Source organism: Thalassolituus maritimus (assembly GCF_900156675.1).
Taxonomy (GTDB): domain Bacteria; phylum Pseudomonadota; class Gammaproteobacteria; order Pseudomonadales; family Oceanobacteraceae; genus Thalassolituus; species Thalassolituus maritimus.
The window spans coordinates 283865-307180 of sequence record NZ_FTOH01000003.1; the positions used below are offsets into that span (position 1 = coordinate 283865).

At 51.8% G+C, this 23316-nt stretch carries 19 protein-coding genes; 13 read left to right on the forward strand and 6 right to left on the reverse strand.

Translation table 11 applies throughout. From position 1 onward, the window contains the following. Positions 1-69: 69 nt before the first annotated feature. On the forward strand, positions 70-1707 hold the full coding sequence (locus tag BW941_RS06200; RefSeq protein WP_076514755.1) for a glycerol-3-phosphate dehydrogenase/oxidase: 1638 nt from the start codon (positions 70-72) through the stop codon (positions 1705-1707). Here the strand turns inward: BW941_RS06200 and BW941_RS06205 are convergent. Further along, positions 1687-2904, reverse strand: a complete 1218-nt coding sequence (locus tag BW941_RS06205; protein WP_076514756.1) for an EAL and HDOD domain-containing protein — start codon at positions 2902-2904, stop codon at positions 1687-1689. The two genes, BW941_RS06200 and BW941_RS06205, sit on opposite strands and share 21 nt — an antisense overlap. A gap of 154 nt (positions 2905-3058) precedes the next feature. Here BW941_RS06205 and BW941_RS06210 point away from each other — a divergent pair, with 154 nt between their 5' ends. Both BW941_RS06210 and BW941_RS06215 read left to right on the forward strand, forming a co-directional pair. Then, entirely contained in the window at positions 3059-4006 is a 948-nt protein-coding gene (locus BW941_RS06210; protein WP_076514757.1) for a chemotaxis protein CheV, read from the forward strand. Between the two features lie 55 nt (positions 4007-4061). Continuing rightward, the gene (locus tag BW941_RS06215; RefSeq protein WP_076514758.1) at positions 4062-4856 is read left to right on the forward strand and encodes an MOSC domain-containing protein; all 795 of its coding nucleotides are present in this window, start codon (positions 4062-4064) and stop codon (positions 4854-4856) included. On the opposite strand, the gene BW941_RS06220 is transcribed toward BW941_RS06215, so the two are convergent. The 3 genes from BW941_RS06220 to gltA all read right to left on the reverse strand — a co-directional run bounded on the left by BW941_RS06220 (position 4848) and on the right by gltA (position 7755). After that, positions 4848-5423, reverse strand: coding sequence for a hypothetical protein (locus BW941_RS06220; protein ID WP_076514759.1), 576 nt, complete (start codon positions 5421-5423; stop codon positions 4848-4850). The two genes, BW941_RS06215 and BW941_RS06220, sit on opposite strands and share 9 nt — an antisense overlap. A 115-nt stretch (positions 5424-5538) precedes the next feature. Then, positions 5539-6405, reverse strand: a complete 867-nt coding sequence (locus BW941_RS06225) for an NAD(P)-dependent oxidoreductase (RefSeq protein ID WP_076514760.1) — start codon at positions 6403-6405, stop codon at positions 5539-5541. Between the two features lie 72 nt (positions 6406-6477). Continuing rightward, positions 6478-7755, reverse strand: coding sequence for a citrate synthase (gene gltA / locus BW941_RS06230; protein ID WP_068441699.1), 1278 nt, complete (start codon positions 7753-7755; stop codon positions 6478-6480). A 565-nt stretch (positions 7756-8320) separates the two neighbouring features. Between gltA and sdhC the strand changes: the two genes are divergently transcribed. From sdhC to BW941_RS06280, 10 genes are all read left to right on the forward strand, one after another. Beyond that, on the forward strand, positions 8321-8695 hold the full coding sequence (sdhC, locus tag BW941_RS06235; RefSeq protein ID WP_076514761.1) for a succinate dehydrogenase, cytochrome b556 subunit: 375 nt from the start codon (positions 8321-8323) through the stop codon (positions 8693-8695). Beyond that, positions 8689-9039 (forward strand): succinate dehydrogenase, hydrophobic membrane anchor protein, encoded by a 351-nt coding sequence (gene sdhD / locus BW941_RS06240; RefSeq protein ID WP_068441705.1) that lies wholly within the window; start codon positions 8689-8691, stop codon positions 9037-9039. Before sdhC ends, sdhD begins: the two co-directional genes overlap by 7 nt. 3 nt (positions 9040-9042) lie before the next feature. Next, complete coding sequence (gene sdhA, locus BW941_RS06245) at positions 9043-10818, forward strand: succinate dehydrogenase flavoprotein subunit (protein WP_076514762.1); 1776 nt, start codon at positions 9043-9045, stop codon at positions 10816-10818. A 15-nt stretch (positions 10819-10833) separates the two neighbouring features. After that, positions 10834-11544, forward strand: a complete 711-nt coding sequence (locus BW941_RS06250) for a succinate dehydrogenase iron-sulfur subunit (RefSeq protein ID WP_068441712.1) — start codon at positions 10834-10836, stop codon at positions 11542-11544. 267 nt (positions 11545-11811) lie between these two features. Next, positions 11812-14649 carry a 2-oxoglutarate dehydrogenase E1 component gene (locus BW941_RS06255; protein WP_076514763.1) on the forward strand — a complete coding sequence of 946 codons (2838 nt, stop codon included), beginning with the start codon at positions 11812-11814 and terminating at the stop codon, positions 14647-14649. A 29-nt stretch (positions 14650-14678) separates the two neighbouring features. After that, a complete protein-coding gene (odhB, locus tag BW941_RS06260; protein ID WP_076514764.1) occupies positions 14679-15926 on the forward strand; it encodes a 2-oxoglutarate dehydrogenase complex dihydrolipoyllysine-residue succinyltransferase in 1248 nt (415 codons plus the stop codon). 28 nt (positions 15927-15954) lie between these two features. Next, positions 15955-17397 (forward strand): dihydrolipoyl dehydrogenase, encoded by a 1443-nt coding sequence (gene lpdA / locus BW941_RS06265; protein ID WP_076514765.1) that lies wholly within the window; start codon positions 15955-15957, stop codon positions 17395-17397. A 241-nt stretch (positions 17398-17638) separates the two neighbouring features. Continuing rightward, positions 17639-18805, forward strand: coding sequence for an ADP-forming succinate--CoA ligase subunit beta (gene sucC / locus BW941_RS06270; RefSeq protein ID WP_068441725.1), 1167 nt, complete (start codon positions 17639-17641; stop codon positions 18803-18805). Continuing rightward, a complete protein-coding gene (gene sucD / locus BW941_RS06275; RefSeq protein ID WP_068436618.1) occupies positions 18805-19677 on the forward strand; it encodes a succinate--CoA ligase subunit alpha in 873 nt (290 codons plus the stop codon). The genes sucC and sucD overlap by 1 nt, the downstream gene beginning before the upstream one ends. 148 nt (positions 19678-19825) lie before the next feature. Then, positions 19826-21715, forward strand: a complete 1890-nt coding sequence (locus tag BW941_RS06280) for a propionyl-CoA synthetase (protein ID WP_076514766.1) — start codon at positions 19826-19828, stop codon at positions 21713-21715. Positions 21716-21829: 114 nt separating this feature from the next. Here the strand turns inward: BW941_RS06280 and BW941_RS06285 are convergent, their stop codons facing one another. Then, entirely contained in the window at positions 21830-22309 is a 480-nt protein-coding gene (locus BW941_RS06285) for a flavodoxin family protein (RefSeq protein WP_076514767.1), read from the reverse strand. A gap of 35 nt (positions 22310-22344) precedes the next feature. Continuing rightward, the gene (gene uspE / locus BW941_RS06290; RefSeq protein ID WP_076514768.1) at positions 22345-23271 is read right to left on the reverse strand and encodes a universal stress protein UspE; all 927 of its coding nucleotides are present in this window, start codon (positions 23269-23271) and stop codon (positions 22345-22347) included. Positions 23272-23316 lie beyond the last annotated feature (45 nt).

Sequence of the window (23316 nt, forward strand, 5' to 3'; positions counted from 1 at the left end):
GGTTACATAGTTTCTGGCTCTTTCATTTGAGGCGAGAGATGGCGCAGAATGCTTAAAAGGGGGAGGTCTATGTCCATAACTGATTGGAAGTCTGGTGGAAGAGAGCAGAGCTGGCGAGCTCTGACAGAGAATACACACTGGGATATTGTCATTGCTGGCGGTGGTGTCACAGGCGCAGGCGTGGCCAGAGAGGCCGCCCGGCGGGGGCTGCGTGTGTTACTCGTTGATCGTCAGGACTTTTCCTGGGGGACCTCCAGCCGCTCTTCCAAGATGGTTCACGGTGGGCTTCGTTACATTGCTCAGGGCGATGTCCGGACGACGCTGCATTCGGTTAAAGAACGCGAGAGACTGATGAAGGAGGCTCCGGGGCTGGTGGACCTGATGCCGTATATGATGCCGCACTATGACGGACGCTTTCCTGGACGTTTTGCTTTCGGCATGCTGCTCAAGGTTTACGACCTCCTGGCGCGTCGTAAGTATCACACTTTTCATGGGGCCGATTCCGTCCGTGAACGCTACCCCTTCCTTAACCCTGATGGGCTGACCGGTGCATCGGAATTTGCAGATGCAGTCACGGACGATAGCCGCCTGGTAATGCGTATTCTCCACGAGGCCCGGCGTGACGGTGCGGAAGTGCTGAATTATGTCGCCGTTGATCGTACTGAGCAGAATGCAGATGGTGTGACCATTTCGCTGCGAGATACGGTGGGCGGCGCCAGCTGTAAAGTCACCGCCTCAGTGCTTGTGAATGCGACGGGGGTCTGGGTTAACGAACTACGGGAACAGCTGGGCCAGAGTGCTGATGTGCGACCGGCGAGGGGGAGCCACATTGTGATTCCGGCAGAGCGCCTGCCGGTAGATGTCTCCTTTACTATCCTCCATCCTCAGGATCAGCGTCCCATCTTTGTGTATCCATGGGAGGGCCGCACGGTGATCGGCACTACCGATCTCGATCACCCAAAACCCGATAATGGCGAAGTGGGCATTACCCGTCGCGAGATGGACTATCTGCTTGCCTTGGCAGCGTTCCAGTTTCCTGAGGCAGGCATTCAGGAGAAGGACGTCATCTCAAGCTGGGCAGGGGTTCGCCCTCTGGTGGCCAGCGGCGCCAAGAACAGTTCAAAAGAGAGTCGTGACCACACCGTCTGGAAAGATGGGCGTGTGGTGTCCGTCAGTGGCGGTAAGCTGACGACTTTTCGCCTGATTGCGCTTGATGTTCTCAAAGAAGCACGGGATGAGCTGCCAGAGTGTGAGGTCGATAAAAAGGCCCCGGTATTCACGATAACCGATCCGGCCATTGCCTCATTAGCAAGCGAACAGATGGCGCATCGGCTGGCTGGGTTCTATGGCCGCGATGCGGCTGAGATCATTGGCACTGCGAAAGCACACGGTGGTGCGGAGGATCTGGAGCCTATACCGGGAACTCATACATGCTGGGCCGAGCTTCGCTGGCAGGCCGCAAGTGAGGCTGTTGTGCATCTGGATGATCTGATGCTCAGGCGCAGCCGTCTTGGCCTTTTGCTTAAAAATGGAGGGCTTGATCTGTTGCCTGATCTGAAAGAAAGGCTGCAGCCAATGCTTGGCTGGTCTGATGAGCATTGGGCTGCCGAAGTTGAGCGCTATCGTCGGCTGTGGTCGCAATTCTATTCGCTGCCATCCGTACAGTCTGAGCAGGCTGCAAAGACTTCAGAAGGCGAGATCGCCTGATTGCTGTGACACCGTATGGATCGCTTGCTCAATGCTTGCTTCCAGCTCGCCGGGCGTGACTTCAAGTGACGCCCAGTCGATCGTGTCGGCGGCTCCTTTTTCCCACTGCATCAATGCTTTCAGATGTTGACCGTATACCCCCGAGTTTTCGGTAATTGCCTGGGTGAGCTCTTTTGGCAGATTTACGCGGGCGCAGACTTCATCGATGGGCATATCCAACATGGCATCAAGAAGAGAGAAGAGCCCCAGTGTGAACGCGGTATCCGGCTCCATTGTGTCTGTTCCGGCTGACAGGCTCTGCATCAGGTAACCACGAAACAGGGCCTGTTGTTGAAGCACTGCCGGTTTGTCGGAGAGCTTGCCCAGGGCGAGTAGATTCGCCCAGTTGCGGATACGGCTTAGCCCAAGTGCGGTTGCTGCTCTCTGAAGGGTTGTGATAGGGGCTCCGTGATTCACTTGCGGTGAGTTCGCCATCTGTAACAAGCGATAGCTTAACTGAGGGTCGCGGCGGACGGTGTCGACGATATCGTCGAAATCGGCTTCTTCCTGATTTAATGCGCCTAGCAACTGCATGACCGCAAGGTGAGAGTCAGGTGTTCGTCGCCCGAACAGAATCACAGGCTTTGAGAAAAAATAGCCTTGAAATAAGTCGTAACCTGCAGCCTTGCAGTGCTCGAATTCTTCGTGAGTTTCTACCTTTTCCGCCAGCCAGAGTAAGCCTTCACGGTGAAACTTTTTGCGAACCGCGCCAGCATAATCCGGAGAGCCAAGCGCGGGTAGGTCAACCTTGACGATATCTGCGTACTTGAGCCAAGCAGCCTGTGCCTCATCACCTGTAAAATCGTCGACAGCGATACGGAAGCCCTGCTGCTTCAGGCGAACAACAGCATTTATGTTCTTTTCGGTTGCCGGGATGTGCTCAAGCAATTCAATCACCATCTCATCCGGTGATAGTGGTAAATCAACGCTCAGGAAATCCGCTGTAAAGTTAACAAACGCAGGTCGCCCGCCAGTCACGAGGGCCATGCCGATTTCATGCATGGCGCCTATAACTACCTCTGTCGTGGCACTGTTGCCATGTGCGTCCTGCCAGGCCTCTGTCGCGTCAGGAATGGGGCGGCATAGCAACTCGTAGGCATATATCGCTTTGTTGCTATCCAGAATGGGCTGTCGTGCCAGTAATGGGCGGTCTTGCATGCGTGATCCTGACTGTCTGGTTGAGCCTTTTCGACATGTGTCGCACCGGAGCGCACGTTTGTCCGGCAATTAAAGTGAGTGTAGCTGGTATTTTGTTCTGCGTTTTGGTGATGCTTGACTACACTTTTCTGAGTAACGATGTCCGGAGTAGATTATGAGCAACGTACTCAGCAGTGTTGACGCCCGAACCCAGTTAGTTGGGCAGAACAGGCTGGAACTACTGCTGTTCCATTTGGGTGGCCAGCAATACTTTGCAATCAATGTGTTCAAGGTGCAGGAGGTTATGCGCCTGCCTGAACTGACCAAAATTCCGGACAGTCACCCCTGTATTCGCGGCGTCTGTCATGTCAGGGGCCAAACAGTGCCTGTTGTTGACCTCAGGGCGGCCGTGAAAATGGGTCCGATGACAGGGGATACCAGCAACTGCAATATCATCGTCACTGAGTACAACATGACGATTCAGGCGTTTCTCGTTGGTGGTGTGGATCGTATTGTGAATATGAACTGGAATGAGATTCTGCCGCCTCCGGGTGGCGCGGGTCGGCAACACTACCTGACGGCGATTACCCGGATTGACGAGCGCATCGTTGAGATTATCGACGTAGAAAAGGTCCTGGCTGAGATCAGCCCTTACGAGCTCGAACTTACAGAGGATGCCTATGACCGTGAGCTGCTTGAGAAAGTGCACGGCAAAGACATCCTGATTGTTGATGACTCGAATGTCGCTCTTGAGCAGATGAAAAATGTGATTGCGCCTATGGGCCTGAATATTGTTCAGGCGCGTAACGGCCTGGAAGCGTATCAGACTCTGATGCACTGGAAGCAGGAGGGGCGTGATATCCGCGACCGCCTATTGATGATTATCACAGATGCTGAGATGCCCGAAATGGACGGCTACATGCTGACCACGGAGATTCGTCAGGACCCGGATCTGAAAGATACCTTTGTGATACTGCATACGTCACTGTCGGGCAACTTCAACAAAGCCATGGTTGAGAAGGTTGGTTGCGATGGATTCCTGTCGAAGTTCAAACCCCACAGTCTTGCCGATGAAGTACAGAAACTGATTCGTATGAAAGTCGAGCAAGCCGAAGGACGGTAGCAGCGTATACCTGCCCGGATTCGCCGTATACACTAAGGGGCTCTGAGGAGCCCTTATGAAAATATCCCGCCTGTTTATCTATCCGGTTAAATCCTGTTCCGGCATCGAAGTTAATTCTCTCAGTTTTGACCGCGATGGTCCGGTAGGGGATCGGCGTTTTGTCATTGCCTCGCCCGCGGGTGACTTTATAACCCAGCGGGAAGTACCTGCGATGGCACATATTCAGCCTGAATTTAATGCTGGAGATCTTGTGCTCACTTATCCGGGGCGAAGTGAAATTCGTGTATCAACAAGGTCGTCAGCGAAGCCACAGCGCGTCCGTATCTGGAGTGATGAAATAACGGGCGTTGATTGTGGAAACGAGGTCGCTACTTGGCTTTCAGGAATTCTTGCTCGGTCGGCCCGGTTATTTATGCTTCCGGAGCAGAATCCCCGTCGTGCGGATACTGAATACGCCCCAGAAGATACTGCTGTCGGATACGCTGATGGATTCCCGCTCCTTGTTGTAACGCAGGAAAGCCTCGATGCATTGAGTGAGGCGGCTGAGTTGCCTGTTGATGTCAGGCGTTTTCGGCCAAATGTGGTTGTGGAGGGGGCCGCTTCTGCATTTGTAGAGCGTGGGTGGACTGCGTTGAACACCGATAATGGAGAGCAGCTGACACTGGTTAAGCCCTGTGAACGTTGTGTTATTCCCACTCGTGATCCGGACACTCTGGAGCGAAGCCCCGAGGTGATGAGTGCGCTGAAGGCTTTGTGTCGGCTTGATGGGCGGATAATATTCGGTCAGAACGCTTTGTTCACCGGGAAGCGTCTCGGAGTGGGCGAGACGCTTTTCGCGCAATCAGAATAGTTCGATATCGTCATCTGTACCGAAGGAATCATCCATCGGTTTATTAAAGTGGTGGTGGTAGATTTCGAGCGCTTCGGCGATTGAACGTCCTGCAAGGATGTGCTCGAACATAATGCGTTCGGCTTCCATGGTGTAGTTCGCTTTAATTTCGCTCTGTAGCTGAACCCATTCTTTTTCGATATACCGGCCCTTGGGATCACTGATCAGATGGCCCATCTTCTCAAGACTCTCACCTACGTGCTCCATGCGTTGGGACAGGCGATCGTAAAACTGAAAAGCGACAACGGCTTTGCCTACTTCTGCGTGGATGATTTCAGCGGCGTCTTTGATTTCCTGCGGTGCGTCCGGGTCTACCTTTGCAAAGTGGTCGAGTAGCAGGCGCGACCTGCTGGCGATTGAGGTGAAGCTATGCGTCAGAGTATCCACAGAGTCGTTACCTTCCTTCATCGAGGTATCGATCTGTGCGACGGCCAGCGCCAGTAAAGTCAGTGTTTCGCCTATCTGGCTCCAGTTCAGCTGATCGTCCGGGACGGAGCGGCTGAGAGAATGTCGTTCAAGTTGCGCCATGGAGTTCGCATCCGGAAAAGGTTTGAACTTAGCTTAGTACAAGTACGCGCCGGAGCCAGTCATGACAGTGTAAGTCATGCAATAGTCAGGTTCTGTGTCGTTCTGCTTCTTGCTTTTATTCGCGCTGCTGTAGTCGTAAAAGCAGGGATGACGTGTCTTTATTGCCGTTTCCACCCGATTCGAGCTGTTGGTAATAGCTATCCACAATCTCGGTGATGGGCAGAGAAACGCCTTCTGCTTTGGCTTCGTGCAGGCAGATTTGCAGATCCTTGTGCATTAGCGAGACAGCGAACCCATGGTCGTAGTCGCCGTCTATCATGGTTTGGTGGCGGTTGATCAGTTGCCAGCTACTGGCGGCACCTTGCCCGACAAGCTCCATGACCTTCTTTGGATCAAGGCCGCTTTCCTGAGCGAAGTGGATCCCTTCGGCCAGAGACTGAATCAGTCCGGCGACACAGATCTGATTGACCATCTTGGTCTTCTGGCCACAGCCCGGATCGCCCATGTGCGCAATGGCTTTTGTGTATGGTGCTGTGAGATCTACCAGTCGCTCGTAGGCGTTGGAATCACATCCCGCCATAAGTGATAGCTGACCATTCTGAGCACCTTGCTGACCGCCTGATACGGGAACATCACAGAAATATACGCCATTCTCTGAGGCTTTGGCGGCCATCCGTTCGGCCAGGCCTGCACTCGTGGTGCTGTGATCGACGATCAGCGCACCTGGCTTGAGTTGATTTATTATACCGTTATCTATCAGCCACTCTTCGACGTCTTCATCCCGGCTCACGCAGAGTATGACAGCCTCCGTCTGCACGGGGAGGGTAGAGGGCGTTGCCAATGCCTGCCCCTGGTTGCTGGCGAGCCACTGGGCAGCCTTGGCAGGGCTGCGGTTTGCTACGGTCAGGGAGTGGCCTGCGCTAGCGAGGTGCGCAGCCATAGGGGCGCCCATATTGCCAAGGCCGATAAAGAGAATATTCACTGGGTATCCTTATGTGCAGTTCTTCGAGGCGAAAAAAAAGCCGCTGGTCAGCGGCTTTTCTTATCCCTGGCGTTAGCCTGGGTAGTCACGCTTAGCGTAACCAGTGTACAGCTGACGCGGACGACCGATACGGTAGTTGCCGCTGATCATTTCGTTCCAGTGTGCAATCCAGCCCGGAGTACGGCCAGTTGCAAAGATCACAGTGAACATCTCCGTCGGGATGCCGATGGCTTTCAGGATGATACCCGAGTAGAAGTCAACGTTAGGATACAGACCACGTTTAATGAAGTACTCGTCTTCAGTCGCAATTTTCTCCAGCTTCATCGCGATCTTCAGCAGTGGATCATCTTCCATGCCGAGTTCAGCCAGAACTTCGTCACAGGTCTGCTTCATGACTTTAGCGCGTGGGTCGAAGTTCTTGTAAACGCGGTGACCGAAGCCCATCAGACGGAATGGATCTTCTTTGTCTTTCGCTTTTGCAACGAACTTGTCGATGTTCGACTCGTCGCCGATCTCGTTCAGCATGTTCAGAACGGCTTCGTTTGCACCACCGTGGGCAGGGCCCCAGAGTGCAGCGATACCAGAAGCAATACATGCGAACGGGTTGGCGCCAGTTGAACCAGCCAGACGTACGGTTGACGTCGATGCATTCTGTTCGTGGTCAGCGTGCAACAGGAAGATACGGTCCATTGCTTTTGCCAGAACCGGGCTTACTTTCTTCTCTTCACATGGCGTGTTGAACATCATGTGCAGGAAGTTTTCTGCGTAGCTCAGGTCGTTGCGCGGGTACATGAACGGCTGGCCGATACTGTACTTGTAAACCATTGCAGCGAGGGTCGGCATTTTCGCGATCAGACGGTGTGCAGATACCATGCGGGAATGCTCGTCATGGATATCCAGTGAATCGTGATAGAACGCAGAGAGCGCACCAACGACACCACACATAACAGCCATCGGGTGAGCATCACGTCGGAAGCCGTTGAAGAAATGGCTCAGCTGCTCATGAACCATAGTGTGGTTCTTAATGGTGCTGACGAATGTTTCTTTTTGCTCTGCATCAGGCAGCTCGCCGTGCAGCAGCAGGTAGCAGGTTTCCAGGTAGTCTGACTTCTCAGCCAGTTGATCAATCGGGTAACCGCGGTGAAGCAGTACGCCAGCTGCGCCGTCGATGTATGTAATCGCAGATTCGGTTGCTGCGGTTGATACAAAGCCAGGGTCGTATGTAAACAGGCCTTTGCCAGTCAGACTGCGAACGTCGACGACATCAGGTCCTACGGTGCCTTCGTATACCGGCAGTTCTAATGTTTCTTCTACGCCATCGACTTTCAGTGTTGCTTTCTTGTCAGCCATGAAATGAGGCCTCCTGCTATCTGATTAATACCCCAGAGAACATTGTAAGTTCTCCAACTCTCCCGGTCGCTGTGCTTTTTACAGCTGCGAAATTCAGCCTGGTCAGCCAGAATTTCAGCACAGGAGAGAACACTTTTTAAGGTGTTACCCCCAAACAAAGGGGCACAACTATAGATTGTGGAGCTGGTTTGTCAATTGTCGCCAGGGCAATGATAAGTTTCTGGTTCGAGTCAAGTATAGATGGTTCAGATTGTTAACCCGGAGCCTGCGACCAATGTCTGACGTTGGAGCCGGGATTTGCTGGTGGTGCGGTTACTGCTAGCATCATCAGGGATACCTCAACCAGTCAACAGTGTAGATATACGGGGTGAAATTGCCGAATGCTCTGTCATAAGGCTGTCATGCCATTTGTAAAACACGGTTACGCTGCTTATAATTTGTCGCGGCGACAAACTTGTGCAAGACTTGTACAGGGAGATCGTCAACCTTCGTGAGCCTGTGCCCGGGGCCAGTCTGAGTGATTTCGGACAGGAGTTTCGGGCCCATATAAGAGTGTAATAGAGCCGTGAATAGCAATAGACCTAAAAATCTGGATCTGACTACTATTGAGCTCCCACTTCCTGCCAAGGCGTCCATCCTGCACCGTATTTCTGGCTTTGCTCTGTTTTTTGCAGTGGCCTTCATGCTCTGTGCACTTGGAGCTTCGCTGGAGTCTGAGCAATCTTTCAATGAGCTGAAAGAAGTAATGAATGGTGGCCTGGCCAAGTTCATCACCTGGGGCATTCTGTCTGCTTTGGGTTATCACTTTGTGGCGGGTGTAAAACACCTGTTGATGGATATGGGAATTGGTGAAACCAAAGAAAGCGGTCGTACCGGCGCAATCATCACCTTGATTGCCGGTGTCGTAGTGATCGTTCTGGCGGGAGTCTGGGTATGGTAAACAGTGTTACAAACTTCGGCCGTAGTGGCCTTTACGATTGGGTGATTCAGCGTCTGTCAGCTGTCATCCTTGCTATTTACACTCTGTTCCTGTTTGGATTCGTAGTCGCTACTCCGGACCTGACTTTTGCTGAGTGGCACGGTCTTTTTTCTCAGGTGTGGATGAAAGTATTCAGCCTGGCGGCACTGATCTCTATCTGTGCTCACGCCTGGGTTGGTATGTGGACAATTTCCACTGACTACATCACCGGGTCGACGTCTCTTCGTTTTATTTTCCAGCTGGTAATGGCAGGTTTCCTGTTCACGTACCTGGTCTGGGGCATCGATATTCTCTGGAGCGTGTAAGTCATGAGCAGCAAAATCAGAACTATGTCGTTTGATGCCATCGTAATTGGTGGTGGTGGTGCAGGCATGCGTGCTGCACTGCAGCTGACTGAGTCAGGTATCAAAACCGCGTGTGTTACTAAAGTATTCCCAACTCGCTCGCACACTGTATCTGCCCAAGGCGGTATCACTTGTGCGATCGCGTCTGCCGATCCGAACGATGATTGGCGCTGGCACATGTACGATACCGTTAAGGGTTCCGATTACATCGGCGACCAGGACGCTATCGAATACATGTGTTCCGTAGGCCCTCAGGCGGTATTCGAGCTTGAGCACATGGGTCTGCCTTTCTCCCGTACTGAAGAAGGCCGTATTTATCAGCGTCCATTCGGTGGCCAGTCGAAAGGTCCTAACGATCCTACTCAGGCAGCCCGTACCTGTGCAGCTGCTGACCGAACTGGTCACGCGCTTCTGCACGCCCTGTACCAAGGCAACCTGAAAGGCGGTACTACCTTCCTGAATGAATGGTATGCCGTTGATCTGGTTAAAAATGCTAACGGTCAGGTAGCGGGCGTTATCGCTATCGATATCGAATCTGGCGAAACTGTTTACATCAAAGCTAAGGCTACTGTACTGGCGACAGGTGGTGCGGGTCGTATCTATCAGTCCACGACCAACGCCCTGATCAACACTGGTGACGGTGTTGGTATGGCGGTTCGTGCTGGCGTTCCTATGCAAGACATGGAAATGTGGCAGTTCCACCCGACAGGTATTGCGGGTGCTGGTACTCTGGTGACTGAAGGTTGTCGTGGTGAGGGTGGTTACCTCATCAATAAAGACGGCGAACGTTTCATGGAACGTTATGCACCTAACGCAAAAGACCTTGCTGGTCGTGACGTTGTTGCACGCTCTATGGTTATGGAAATCCTTGAAGGCCGCGGTTGTGGTGAAGAAGGCGATCACGTATTCCTGAAGCTGGACCACCTGGGCGAAGAAACCCTGAACGCTAAGCTTCCGGGTATTCTTGAGCTGTCTCGCACATTTGCGCACGCTGACCCTGTTAAAGAACCAATCCCTGTTGTCCCTACCTGTCACTATATGATGGGTGGTGTTCCAACAAACATCGGTGGTCAGGCGCTGACCGTTGATGCGGACGGCAACGACGTTGTTGTTGAAGGTCTCTACGCTGCTGGCGAGATCGCTTGTGTATCTGTACACGGTGCGAACCGCCTTGGTGGTAACTCTCTGCTTGACCTGGTTGTATTTGGTCGTGCGGTGGGTCTGCAGGTTGAGCAGAACTTTAAAGATGGTTTCGACTTTGTTGATCCAACAGAAGAAGACATTGAGCGTGCAATGGCTCGCCTGAATCGTCTGAATACTCAGACTTCTGGTGACAGCGTTGCTGCTGTTCGTGCGGATCTTCAGAAAACCATGCAGCTGTACTTCGGTGTATTCCGCGAAGGTCCGAGCATGGAGAAGGGTCTGGAAATGCTCAAAGAAATCGGAGAGCGTGTTAAGAACACGGTTCTCGACGACAAGAGTAATGCGTTCAATACTGCGCGTATTGAAGCTCTGGAACTGGATAACCTTTACGAAACTGCGTATGCAACTGCGGTTGCTGCCATTGAACGTAAAGAGTCACGTGGTGCCCACGCCCGTAACGACTTCACCGAGCGTGATGACGAAAACTGGCTGTGTCACTCACTGTACTTCCCGGAAACCAAGACGATCGGCAAGCGTGCGGTGAACTTCGCGCCTAAGACCGTTGAGGCGTTCCCACCTAAAGTCCGTACCTATTAAGAGGGGAGTGTTGATATGTTAGTTAGTGTTTATCGTTACAACCCTGAGAAGGATGAAGCCCCATACATGCAGGATTACGAAATTACCATCCCAGGTGGTAAAGACGTAATGGTGCTGGATGTGCTGCACCTGGTTAAGGAACAGGACGTTTCTGTTGCTTACCGCCGCTCATGCCGTGAAGGTGTGTGTGGTTCTGATGGTATGAACATCAATGGTAAGAATGGTCTGGCGTGTATTACTCCGATTTCTGAAGCGACCAAAGGCAAAATGGACAAGCTGGTTCTGCGCCCGCTGCCAGGCATGCCTGTAATCCGCGACCTGGTTATCGACATGTCGCTGTTCTATCAGCAGTATGAGAAGATCAAGCCGTACCTGCATAACGATACTCCGGCGCCAGCTATTGAGCGTCTGCAGTCGCCAGAAGAGCGTGCGAAGCTCGATGGTCTGTATGAGTGTATCCTGTGTGCATGTTGTTCAACGTCTTGTCCTTCATTCTGGTGGAACCCAGACAAGTTCGTTGGTCCAGCAGGTCTTCTTCAGGCTTATCGTTTCCTGGCAGACAGCCGAGATACGTCAACTGAAGAGCGATTGGCAGGTTTGAGCGATCCGTTCTCAGTATTCCGTTGCCGCGGAATCATGAACTGTGTCAATGTCTGCCCGAAGGGTCTGAACCCAACACGCGCCATTGGACACATCCGTAACATGCTGCTGTCACAGCAGGTGTAACGGTACCACTTCCGACCGGTGGTATGAGACGTAAGTCGGGTTGGACATACAACCCGCTTACGTCGACAATTTTATTCGCAATGGAACCCAAAAAGTCCCATTGTTGACTAAGCTAGTTTACAGTTGAGGGAACCGGGCATCCCGGTGCTACCTCAGAGGCCTTGCGATCTATCCGATCGACCCTCTACTTCGCCTTGTGCTAGAGTCGGTGCATGCATCTCTGTGGTGGCATTCCCTTGTTCAGAAATTGACACAGGGTGGTCATACATGCACGAACTGACAATGGAGCAACTATGGAGCACTTCGCAGCTAGCGGGTGGTAATGTTGCTTACATCGAGGAGTTGTTCGAAACCTATCTCCGCGATCCAAACGAAGTGCCCGAAGAGTGGCGCAACTATTTCGACAAACTCCCTCGCGTTGACGAAAACAGCACCGTCGACACCCCGCATAAGCCCATCCGGGATCAATTTCTACTCATTTCAAAGAATCAGCGTCGCGCTAAGCCTATGATGTCCGCGCCAGTGAGCAGCGAACACGAGCGCAAGCAGATGAAAGTGCTGCAGCTGATCAACGCGTATCGTGGCCGTGGTCACCAGCACGCTAAGCTTGACCCTCTGGCGTTGATGACTCGCGAGACTGTACCTGACCTTGATCTGCATTTTCATGGTCTGACTCGCTCTGATCTAGACACAGTGTTTCAGACAGGGAATCTGTTTGTCGGTCAGGATCAGGCAACACTGAAAGAAATCATTGATGCGTTAGAAACCACTTATTGCGGAACGGTGGGTGCTGAATACATGCACATCGTTAACACCGCAGAGCAGCGCTGGTTCCAGCAGCGTCTCGAAAGCGTCCGCTCTCACCCGAAATACGGTGAAGAAATCAAAATGCACCTGCTGGAGCGTCTGACGGCTGCAGAAGGCCTGGAAAAATACCTGGGCTCTCGTTATCCAGGTGTTAAGCGTTTCGGCCTGGAAGGTGGTGAGTCTCTTATCCCGTTAATGGATGAGCTGATTCAGCGCAGCGGTACTTACGGTGCAAAAGAGATCGTGATCGGTATGGCCCACCGAGGCCGACTGAATACCCTGATTAACACACTGGGTAAGAAAACCTCAGATCTTTTCGATGAGTTTGATGGTAAAGCAGAATACGAATCTCACGGCGACGTGAAATATCACCAGGGCTTCTCCTCGAACGTGATGACACCGGGCGGTGAAGTTCACTTGGCTCTGGCATTCAACCCATCTCACCTTGAGATTGTTTCTCCAGTAGTTGAGGGTTCGGTGCGTGCACGTCAGGACCGTCGTAGTGACCCTGTAGGTGAAAAGGTGGTTCCTGTCAGTATCCATGGTGACTCAGCATTCGCGGGTCAGGGTGTTGTTATGGAGACATTCCAGATGTCTCAGACACGCGCTTACAAAACCGGCGGTACTGTTCACATCGTCATTAACAACCAGGTCGGTTTTACGACTTCTAAGCGTGAAGATACCCGCTCAACGGAATACTGCACTGACGTGGCAAAAATGGTCGAAGCGCCAATTCTGCACGTGAATGGTGATGACCCTGAAGCCGTTCTTTTCGTTACTCAGCTGGCCGTTGATTACCGTAACGAGTTCCGTAAAGACGTAGTGATTGACCTTGTCTGCTATCGCCGTCGCGGACACAACGAAGCTGACGAGCCATCAGGTACTCAGCCGCTGATGTACTCGAAAATTAAGAGCCACCCGACAACCCGTACACTTTACGCGAAGCGTCTGGTTGAAGAGGGCGTCCTGACTGAAGACACCAGTAAGCAGCTCGAAGAAGAGTACCGACTGGCTCTGGATAATGGTCTTCACGTGGTTAAGTCCTTGGTTAAGGAGCCGAACAAAGAATTGTTCGTCGACTGGAGTCCGTACCTCGGCCATGAGTGGACGACCAAAGGCGATACTAAGTTTGATATGAAGCAGCTGCAGGAACTCGCGCATCAGCTTCAGGAACCGCCAGAAGGCTTTGCAGTACAGCGTCAGGTCGGCAAGATTCTTGAGGACCGTCGTAAGATGGCTGCTGGCGCTCTGCCGATCAACTGGGGTTTCGCAGAAACCATGGCGTACGCCACTCTGATTAAACAGGGCTACGGAATCCGCCTGACAGGGCAGGACGTTGGTCGCGGTACTTTCTCTCACCGTCATGCCGTGCTGCATAACCAGAAAGACGCGAGCACTCATGTGCCGCTTCAGCATATTGAAGAAGGTCAGCCGAAGTTCGATATCTACGACTCGCTTCTCTCTGAAGAAGCCGTACTGGCATTTGAATACGGCTATGCAACCACGACACCAGGGACTCTGGTTATCTGGGAAGCGCAGTTTGGTGACTTTGCCAACGGTGCGCAGGTGGTATTCGACCAGTTTATTTCGTCGGGTGAACACAAGTGGGGCCGTCTGTGTGGTCTGACTATGCTGCTGCCACACGGCTACGAAGGCCAGGGCCCAGAGCACTCGTCTGCGCGTCTTGAACGTTATTTGCAGCTTTGTGCAGAACACAATGTTCAGATCTGTGTGCCTTCAACACCGGCGCAGGTTTACCATATGCTACGTCGTCAGATGATTCGCCCGCTGCGTAAGCCAATGGTTGTGATGTCGCCTAAGTCGTTACTGCGCCATAAGTTGGCAACCAGTACGCTTGAAGAGCTGGCTGAAGGCCGCTTCCGTACTTGTCTCGACGAAATTGATGATATTAATCCGAAAAAAGTCCGCAGAATTTTGCTCTGTTCCGGTAAGGTCTACTACGATTTACTTGAACGCCGCCGCGCGGAAGAGATCGACGATATTGCGATCATTCGGATTGAGCAGATTTATCCGTTTCCTCATAACTTCCTCGGTAAGATTCTGGAGCCATACAAAGGCGCCAAGGACATTTACTGGGTACAGGAGGAACCGATGAACATGGGCGCCTGGTACAGCAGCCAGCACCATATGCGCAAAGTCGCGCATGACCTGAATCCAAAATGGCATCTTGAGTACGCAGGGCGTGATCACTCTGCGTCTCCAGCTGCTGGTTATATGGCGCTCCATCTGGAGCAACAGGAAAAATTAATCCGTGACGCTCTGGATCTCCAGGGCTGACGTATCGCAGGAACTCTAAGGAAAATCGAATGAGCATCGAAATTAAGGCACCCACCTTTCCTGAATCTGTCGCTGATGGCACTGTGGCAACCTGGCACAAAAAACCGGGTGAACCCATCCAGCGCGACGAGCTTCTGGTGGATATTGAAACGGATAAAGTCGTACTCGAAGTTGTCGCTCCTGCGGACGGTTCATTAAAAACCGTTCATAAAGAAGAGGGCGATGTGGTTCTGAGTGACGAAGTGCTGGCAATCTTTGAAGAGGGCGCGGTGGATGCTGCGTCTTCTTCAGCGCCTGCTGAAACCGAGTCGGCGCCTGCTGAAACTGCAGAAGCATCTGATGATGGTGACATCATCATGAGCCCGGCTGCGCGTAAGCTGGTTGAAGAAAATGACATTGCTCCGTCAACCATTAAGGCGACTGGCAAAGACGGTCGTGTTACTAAAGAAGATGTCGTTAATCATCTGAAGGGTGGTTCTGCACCGTCGCCTGCCGCTGCTCCAGAACCAAAAGCAGAAGCGCCTAAGTCGGCACCTGCTGCACTTGCCGCCGCTGCACCTATGGCTGATGAAGGTGACCGCATTGAGAAACGTGTTCCTATGACTCGTCTCCGTGCAACCATCGCTCGTCGCTTGGTCGAGGCGCAACAGAACGCAGCCATGCTCACGACCTACAACGAAGTGAACATGGGCCCGGTTATGGAACTGCGTAAAAAGTACAAAGATACTTTTGAAAAAGCGCACGGTGTGAAACTCGGTTTCATGTCTTTCTTCGTGAAGGCAGCTACTGAAGCCCTGAAGCGTTTCCCTGCGGTTAACGCATCTATCGATGGTAACGACATGGTTTACCACGGATATCAGGATATCGGTGTCGCCGTTTCTACTGAACGCGGTCTGGTTGTTCCAGTTCTGCGTGATACTGACAGCATGGGTCTGGCGGAAATTGAAAGCACTATTGGTGATTTCGGTAAGCGTGGCCGCGAAGGTAAGTTGGGCATCAATGATATGCAGGGTGGCACCTTTACCATCACAAATGGTGGTATTTTCGGGTCACTGATGTCGACGCCTATTCTGAATCCTCCTCAAACTGCTATTCTGGGAATGCACAAAATTCAGGAACGTCCGATGGCAGTGAATGGTGAAGTTGTTATTCAGCCAATGATGTATCTTGCTCTGTCATACGATCACAGAATGATCGATGGCAAAGAAGCAGTACAGTTCCTGGTAACCATTAAAGAGTTGCTCGAAGATCCAGCGCGTCTGTTGCTGGATATCTGATAGGGTCTCGGAAATTTAAGGATTTATTATGAGCAAACAATTTGATGTTGTAGTCATCGGTGGTGGTCCTGGTGGTTATGTAGCAGCAATTCGCTGTGCGCAGCTTGGTCTGAAGACTGCGTGTGTTGAAAAATGGGTCAGCAAAGAAGATAAGCCTGTGCTGGGTGGCACCTGCCTGAACGTAGGTTGTATCCCTTCAAAGGCACTTCTCGACAGCTCTCACAAATATGAAGAAGCGCACGAGAAATTTGAACTGCACGGTATTTCTACCGGTAAGGTCTCCATCGATATCGAAAAGATGATGGCCCGCAAAGAACAGATCGTGAAAAACCTGACCATGGGTGTTGCGACGCTGTTTAAAGCAAACGGTGTAACGTCGTTTGAAGGGACAGGTAAACTGCTTGCTAACAAGCAGGTAGAGTTCACTGACCACAGCGGTAACGTTGAAGTGCTTGAAGCAGAAAACGTAATTATTGCGACGGGTTCTGTGCCGGTTGAAATTCCACCAGCGCCATTGGCCGACGACGTTATTGTTGATTCTACCGGCGCGCTGGAATTTACTAAGGTGCCTAAGCGCCTTGGTGTTATTGGTGCCGGTGTTATCGGTCTTGAGCTTGGTTCTGTCTGGGGTCGTCTCGGTTCAGAAGTTACGGTTCTCGAAGCGCAGGATAATTTCCTTCATCTTGTCGACCAGACGGTAGCTAAAGAAGCTAAAAAACTGTTTGGCAAGCAAGGCATGGATATTCGTGTCGGTGCACGAGTCACTGGTACGGATGTTAAGCGTAAGAAAGTGACCGTGACTTATCAGGATTCTGAAGGTGAAAAGTCAGAAGAGTTCGACAAGCTGATTGTAGCGGTTGGTCGTCGTCCTTACACTGAAGGTCTGCTGTCAGGTGACTGCGGCGTTAACCTTGATGAGCGTGGTTTTATTCACGTCGACGAAACCTGTAAAACAGACGCTCCTGGAGTCTGGGCTGTAGGTGACGTAGTACGTGGTCCTATGTTGGCACATAAAGCGTCTGAAGAAGGCGTCATGGTTGCAGAGCGCATAGCCGGTCATAAAGCGCAGATTAATTACGACTGCATTCCTTCCGTTATTTACACGCACCCTGAAATTGCCTGGGTCGGTAAAACCGAAGATGAACTGAAAGCAAATGGCGAAAAATATAATGTTGGTATGTTCCCGTTTGCTGCTAATGGCCGGGCTATGGCTGCTGCAGATACGGATGGCTTCGTGAAGATTATCGCCGATGCTGAAACAGACCGTATTCTTGGTGCCAGTGTGATCGGTCCGAATGCCGGTGATCTTTGTCAGCAGATCGTTGTTGCTATGGAATTCGGTTCCAGCGCTGAAGACGTGGGCATGATGGTGTTCGCACACCCAACCATTTCTGAAGCCGTGCATGAAGCTGCGCTTGCGGTGAACAATCAGGCCATTCATAAGGCCAATCGTCGCCCTAAAGCCAAGTAAGCTGGTCTATGCACCACAGTGTGCAGGACATAATACTAAAGCCCGGTTTACCGGGCTTTTTTTTTGTGGCTTTATTACAACCTGTCTAAACTGTAACAGCGACGGTGGATTGGCCCCTTATTTCTCTAATCAGAAAATCAGGACTATCTTTTCCACACAAGTTTCTGAAATGGCGGAACCCATACAATGTGTCTCCGTCAGACAAGACCTGAACGTTAAATTGTAAGAACAGGACAAAGCGATGAACCTACACGAATATCAGGGTAAGCAGCTGTTCGCTCAGTACGGCCTGCCAGTCTCAAAAGGAGTGGCGGCAAAAACAGCGGAAGAGGCAGCTGCAGCAGCCGACACAATCGGTGGCGACCGTTGGGTCGTAAAAGCACAGGTACATGCGGGTGGTCGCGGTAAGGCCGGTGGTGTGAAACTGGTCAGCTCAAAAGAAGAGATCAGCGATTTTGCTAATCAGTGGCTGGGTAAAAACCTGGTGACCTATCAGACAGATGAAAACGGCCAGCCGGTTTCTCGCATTCTGGTTGAATCCTGCACAGATATTGATCAGGAACTCTACCTCGGTGCCGTTGTTGATCGTTCTTCCCGTCGTGTTGTGTTCATGGCATCGACCGAAGGTGGTGTGGAGATTGAGAAAGTCGCACACGAAACACCTGAAAAAATCCTGAAAGCCGAGATTGATCCCTTAGTAGGCGCGCAGCCGTACCAAGGTCGGGACCTGGCCTTTAAATTGGGCCTTGAAGGTAAGCAGGTCAGTCAGTTTGTTAAAATCTTCCTTGGTCTGTCTAAGTTATTCCACGAAAAAGATCTCGCTCTGCTGGAAATTAACCCTCTGGTAGTTACCAATGAGGGCGACCTTCACTGCCTCGATGCGAAAATTAACATCGACAGCAATGCTGTGTATCGGCACAAAGATCTGCAGGAAATGCACGATCCTTCTCAGGAAGATGAACGTGAAGCACACGCAGCGAAATTCGAACTTAACTATGTCGCCCTTGATGGCAACATTGGTTGTATGGTGAACGGTGCTGGTCTGGCGATGGGTACCATGGACATCGTTAAGTTGCACGGTGGCCAGCCTGCGAACTTCCTGGATGTGGGCGGCGGCGCGACGAAAGAACGTGTTGTTGAAGCATTCAAAATTATTCTCTCCGACGAAAATGTCAGCGCCGTACTGATCAATATTTTCGGCGGTATTGTACGCTGCGACATGATCGCTGAAGGCGTAATCGGGGCGGTAAAAGAAGTCGGTGTAAAAGTGCCGGTGGTTGTACGTCTCGAAGGTAACAATGCAGAACTGGGTTCTAAAGTTCTGGCTGAAAGTGGTTTAAATATTATTGCAGCAACCAGCCTTGCGGATGCTGCAGAGCAAGCGGTTAAAGCTGCGGGGGGCAAATAATGAGTATTTTAATTAATAAAGATACCAAGGTTATTTGTCAGGGCTTCACTGGCTCTCAAGGTACCTTCCATTCTGAGCAGGCCATTGAATACGGCACAAAGATGGTTGGTGGTGTTACACCGGGTAAAGGTGGCACTGAGCACCTTGGTCTTCCGGTGTTTAATACTGTCGCTGAGGCGGTTGACGCTACAGGGGCTGAAGCGTCTGTGATTTATGTACCTGCGCCGTTCTGTAAGGACTCAATCCTTGAGGCGGCAAATGCCGGTATCAAACTGATCGTTTGTATTACTGAAGGCATTCCTACTCTGGATATGCTGGATGCAAAAGTTAAGTGCGATGAGCTTGGTGTGCAGCTGATCGGTCCGAACTGCCCAGGGGTTATTACTCCGGGAGAATGTAAGATCGGTATTATGCCTGGTCATATTCACCTGCCAGGCAAAGTGGGTATTGTATCCCGCTCAGGTACTCTGACTTACGAAGCGGTTAAGCAAACCACTGACGAAGGTTTCGGCCAGTCGACCTGTGTTGGTATCGGTGGTGACCCGATCCCTGGCTCAAACTTCATTGATATCCTGAAAATGTTCCAGGAAGACCCTGCCACTGAAGCCATCGTAATGATCGGTGAAATTGGTGGTACCGCCGAAGAAGAGGCGGCAGCTTTCATCAAAGAGAACGTGACCAAGCCTGTGGTTTCTTACATCGCAGGGGTGACTGCACCTCCTGGTAAACGCATGGGCCATGCCGGCGCGATTATCTCGGGCGGTAAAGGCACTGCCGACGAGAAATTCGCAGCGCTCAATGATGCTGGTGTAGCAACCTGTAAGAGCCTTGCTGATATCGGTAAGACACTGAAGGAACTGACTGGCTGGTAAGTCTTAGCTGAAGTCAGACGATATAAAAGCCCGCCACTGTTTCAGTCGCGGGCTTTTTTATTTTAAGAGCAACCGCGATTCTATCCCTAAGTCGAATAGGCGCTGTTAGTCGACTTTCGTATTCTGAACGAATACTTGGAGGTGGCTAATGATGTATGAAACCGATTACCGCGAAGCTCGCGACAATCCAAAGGCGTTCTGGTCTGCACAGGCAGAAAAAGTGCACTGGTTTAAAAAACCAACCAAGGTACTCAGCCAGGATAAGAATGGAATAGACCGTTGGTTTGCCGATGGTGAATTGAACACCTCTTTTCTGGCACTCGATTATCACGTTCTGAATGGCCGTGGCGATCAGGCTGCACTTATTTACGACTCGCCTGTTACTGGAAGCAAACGCTCTTATACCTATCGTGAATTAACTGAAGAAGTGGCGCTTTTCGCAGGCGTGCTGGCTGCCCGGGGCGTAGAAAAGGGAGATCGGGTTGTTATCTATATGCCGATGGTGCCTGAAGCCGCGATTGCTATGCTGGCTTGCGCTCGTCTCGGGGCGGTTCATTCGGTGGTGTTTGGTGGATTTGCGCCCAACGAATTAGCCGTCCGTATTGATGATGCAACGCCTAAAGTGCTTGTCACGGCCTCCTGCGGAATAGAAGTCGACCGGATTATCCCTTATAAACCGATTGTGAATGATGCCTTGGCGATGGCAAGTCACCGACCTGATTCCTGTGTGGTACTGCAACGAGAGCAGCATCCTTGTGACCTGATTGCTGGTTTTGATCTGGACTGGAAAGAGGCGCTGGCGTCGGCATCTCCGGCGGACTGTGTGCCTGTGTTGTCGACGGACCCCCTGTATGTTCTTTACACCTCAGGAACTACTGGTAAGCCCAAAGGGGTTGTCCGCGATAATGGCGGTCATGCCGTGGCGATGCGTTATTCCATGGATTCCGTCTATAACATAGGTCCGGGGGATGTCTTCTGGGCGGCATCGGATGTGGGCTGGGTCGTTGGGCATTCGTATATTGTTTATGCGCCTTTGATTACTGGCTGTACTACGGTCTTTTATGAAGGCAAGCCGGTTAAAACACCAGACGCTGGAGCCTTCTGGCGGGTGTGTGCTGAATATAAGGTGAAGGCCTTATTTGCTGCACCAACGGCGTTTCGTGCTGTACGTAAGGAAGACCCGGAGTGTGCTCTTGCCGGACAGTACGACCTCAGCGCATTAACAACCATTTTCATGGCCGGTGAGCGCCTTGATCCACCCACTTACGACTGGGTGGTCGGGCACCTGAAACGGCCCGTCGTTGATCATTGGTGGCAGACAGAAACTGGCTGGGCTATTGCGGGAAATCACGTGGGCTATGGTCTTGCGGAAACGAAACCGGGCTCGGTAACGCGTCCGTCTCCTGGTTTTAATGTTCACATTCTAGATGGTCACGGCAAGCCTGTGCCTGCCGGTGAGCAGGGCAGTATTGCCATCAGATTACCTATGCCCCCGGGCTGCTTGCCAACGATCTGGAACAACCACGACCGCTTTGTGGATGGTTATCTGAGTACCTTCGATGGCTACTACGTTTCGGGTGATGGCGGTTACATCGATAAGGATGGCTACCTGTTTGTTCAGGGACGCACCGATGACATCATCAATGTCGCAGGCCACCGCTTGTCGACCGGTGAAATGGAGGAGGTCGTGGCAGGTCATGATGCAATTGCGGAATGCGCTGTGATTGGCCAGGCCAGTGACCTCAAAGGCGAAGAGCCCCTGGGGCTTCTTCTGTTAAAAGATGGTGTGACGATCGATGAAGCGACTCTGGAGTCCGAAGTCATTCAGCGAGTGCGTGACAACATCGGTGCCGTTGCCAGTTTCCGTCATGCTGTGGTTGTCCAGCGTCTACCGAAAACCCGCTCAGGGAAGATTCTGCGTAAGGTGTTGCGCAACATCGCTAACAGTGAGGAGTACCAAACTCCGTCAACTATCGATGATCCGGCGTGTCTTGTCGAAATAGAAGAAGTTTTATCGAAAAAAGGCTTAAGAAAATAAAACTTTGAGGAACTGATACGTGAATGTCGTATCTGAGCTTACGGTTGTTGCAAAACAACCGTTATGATTGCTCCCCCTCTACGCCGGCCTTCGGGTCGGCGTTTTTTTATCCTGCTAAATAATACCTTCTGACAGAGCGGTTGCGATGGCCTCACCAATCTCACCGACTTCGTCCAGCCATGCTTCCTGCCACGCACCTCTGAGCACCACTGGTTCCTGAACCCAGCGCCAGCGTAATCCGGTTGTGATGGTTTGCAGGGCGCGGACAGTGCCTGTGCCGTCGTGGCCTGCACGTACGATGGCTATACAGGGGAGTCCCTGTTTGTTATCCAGCACCGGGTAATAAACGCGGTCAAACCAGTCCTTCATTGCACCTGACATATAGCTCAGGTTTTCAGGGGTTAATAAGATAACTCCTTCGGCTTGCATGAGTTCATCGACGCCTGCATCTAACGGTGCTTTGGCGGTGAATGTGAGATTAGCGCCAGCTTTTTCTATGCCAGAAATAAGCCCGTCACGGAGACGGGCCAGATTTTCAGAGGGGCAGTGCGCAATAATCAGGAGGTTCTTTGTCTGCTTATCAGCGGATTTCATATTCTCTCGACTTACGGGGTTACGCGATATGTGGGCTATTCAATATCAGGATTAACGCCGTCTTTGGGTTTAATGATTAATACATCGCAACTGAGTTTATCGACGAGCGCTTCTGCTGTGTTGCCAATCAGGACACCGCTCAGACCTTCGCGACCGACAGTGCCAACGACGACGAGATCGGCTTCAATCTCTGCGGCCACATCCGGCACGACTTGTTCAGCATCACCTTCAAGTATGTGGACATGATCTTCAGCGACGTTGAACTTTTCGGCCCAGCGAGCTGTTGCCTCTTTATGCTGGTCAGTAATGTAATTCTGAATGTCTTCTGGTGGAGAAACCTCAGGCACCATGGCGAGGGCGACAGCGACCATAGGGTAAGCGTTTGCAATATGCAGGTCCGTATCAAAGTGATCAGCCAGATGCTCTGCATAAGACAAAATGTTGTCATTGATAAGAGTGTGCCCTTTGTCTGAGCTGGTGGCATCAATACTGGCGAGTATACGGTTGCGCTTCCAGGCATCGGATGATTTAACCATCATGACAGGCGCCGGGCAGTGGCGCATCAGGTTCCAGTCAGTGTGCGAGAACAGCCGATCGATCAGGCCGTGTTTCTGAGTCGACTTAATAACCAGGTCAAACTCCGTATCGCGAGCCGATTCAATGGCGGCATCGTGCAGGTGCTTCTGCCAATGAACTTCTGTATTAACGCGCAGGCGTTTGCAGCTATCCAGCTCAGTAAGCGAATCCAGCCAGAATTGCGCCTGGCGCAGGAGGGCTTGCTTAACACTACTTGCGGTCGTGTCTGCCAACTGTGAGGCCTGGTCGCCAAAGCTGTCCCACGCCGAGGTGATTAATGTCAGGTCGGCATCCAGCGCGTTCGCCAGCCAGCAAGCGCGGTGCAGGCCAGGCTGCTCTTCGTCGTGTTTATCCAGCACTACCAGAATGTGATTGATATCGAGCATGATATTCTCCTCAGCGCCGCAATGGCGTAGTCCGTTCTTCTCTTA